This window comes from Tolypothrix sp. VBCCA 56010 (assembly GCF_050875635.1).
Lineage (GTDB): Bacteria > Cyanobacteriota > Cyanobacteriia > Cyanobacteriales > Nostocaceae > Hassallia.
On sequence record NZ_JBPAOH010000380.1, the window covers coordinates 1 to 841 of the forward strand.

Sequence of the window (841 nt, forward strand, 5' to 3'; positions counted from 1 at the left end):
ACTTTGGGATCAACCGCGAGAGGGTGCACCAGTAAAGTTTAGTGCCGAGCAGGTTACTCAGATCATAGCAATAGCTTGTGAAAAGCCAGAAGCCTCAGGATATCCGATAAGCCATTGGAGTGGAGAGGAATTAGCCGACGCAGCGATCAAAAGAGGGGTTGTAGAAAGTATTTCTGCTGGTAGTGTGCAGCGATTTTTAAAAAGAAACCGATTTAAAACCTCATCGTAGCCGATACTGGCTTAATGCCAATCCTCAAGATCCCAAAGAGTTTGAACAGCAGGTAACAACAGTGTGTGATTTGTATGCCCAGGCTTTCGAGTTGCATTCAATGGGAGTGCATGTGATTAGCACAGATGAAAAGACTGGAATTCAAGCCTTAGAGCGAGCAGCAACCACTGCACCAATGGAACCAGGACAAGTTGAGCGTCAGGAATTTGAGTACAAGCGTCACGGTACTCAATGCTTAATCGCAAATTTAGAAGTTGCTACTGCACAAGTAATTTCCCCCTCAATTGGTCAAACTCGCACAGAAGAAGATTTTTTAGCTCATATTCAACAAACTGTAGCATCTGACCCTAATGGGGAGTGGATTTTTCTTTTGGAACAGTTAAATACTCACCAGTCAGAGTCACTTGTCAGATGGGTAGCTAATGTTTGTCAAATTCATCAGAATCTCGGTATTAAAGGTCAGCAGGGTATTCTCCAGTCAATGGCAACCCGAGCAGAATTTTTACAAGATACGTCCCATCGAATTCGCTTTGTTTACACACCAAAACACTCCTCTTGGCTCAATCAAATCGAGCTATGGTTCAGTATTTTGGTGCGTCGCTTACTTAAACG

Annotated in this window: 2 protein-coding genes; both read left to right on the forward strand. The window is 43.5% G+C overall.

Annotation, left to right across the window (positions count from 1 at the left end; translation table 11 throughout):
• Positions 1-229, forward strand: a 229-nt coding sequence (locus AABK37_RS41600) for a helix-turn-helix domain-containing protein (protein ID WP_432557214.1), incomplete at its 5' end; no start/stop codon positions are given.
• 112 nt (positions 230-341) lie between these two features.
• On the forward strand, positions 342-841 hold a 500-nt coding region (locus AABK37_RS41605; RefSeq protein ID WP_432557215.1), incomplete at its 3' end, for a transposase.